This is a genomic window from Microbacterium sp. 22179, from assembly GCF_052045715.1.
GTDB lineage: Bacteria > Actinomycetota > Actinomycetes > Actinomycetales > Microbacteriaceae > Microbacterium > Microbacterium galbinum.
In genome coordinates this window covers 1-455 of record NZ_JBQEPJ010000015.1, presented here as the reverse complement: position 1 = coordinate 455, position 455 = coordinate 1, and the positions used below count along the sequence as shown (strand labels likewise).

Genomic DNA, 455 nt, shown 5'->3' with positions numbered 1-455 from the left:
GCCGACATCGTCACGACGTGCACGGCCGACAAGGCGGTCGCGCAGGTGCTGACGGATGCCGACGTCGCCCCGGGCATGCACATCAACACGATCGGTGGGGACTGCCCGGGCAAGACCGAGCTCGACCCGCGGATCCTCGATCGCGGTCCGGTGTTCGTGGAGTACACGCCCCAGACGCGTGTCGAGGGCGAGATCCAGAACGTCGCCGCCGACTTCCCGGTCACGGAGTTCTGGCAGGTGTTGAACGGGATGGCTGCGGGGCGCACCTCGCCGGAGCAGGTGACGATCTTCGACTCGGTGGGTTTCGCGATCGAGGACTTCTCGGCCCTGCGTCATCTGCGCGCCGACCTCGCGGGCACGGGGCTGGACACCGAGATCGACCTCGTCGCCGCCCCCGAGGACCCGAAGGACCTCTTCGGGTTCGCGACCTCGCCCGTCCCCGTCGCCTGACCGGC

At 69.5% G+C, this 455-nt stretch carries 1 pseudogene; it reads left to right on the top strand.

From position 1 onward, the window contains the following. Positions 1 to 450: pseudogene (locus ACTJKK_RS16565) on the top strand (ornithine cyclodeaminase); the annotation flags it as partial. Between the last annotated feature and the right edge of the window lie 5 nt (positions 451 to 455).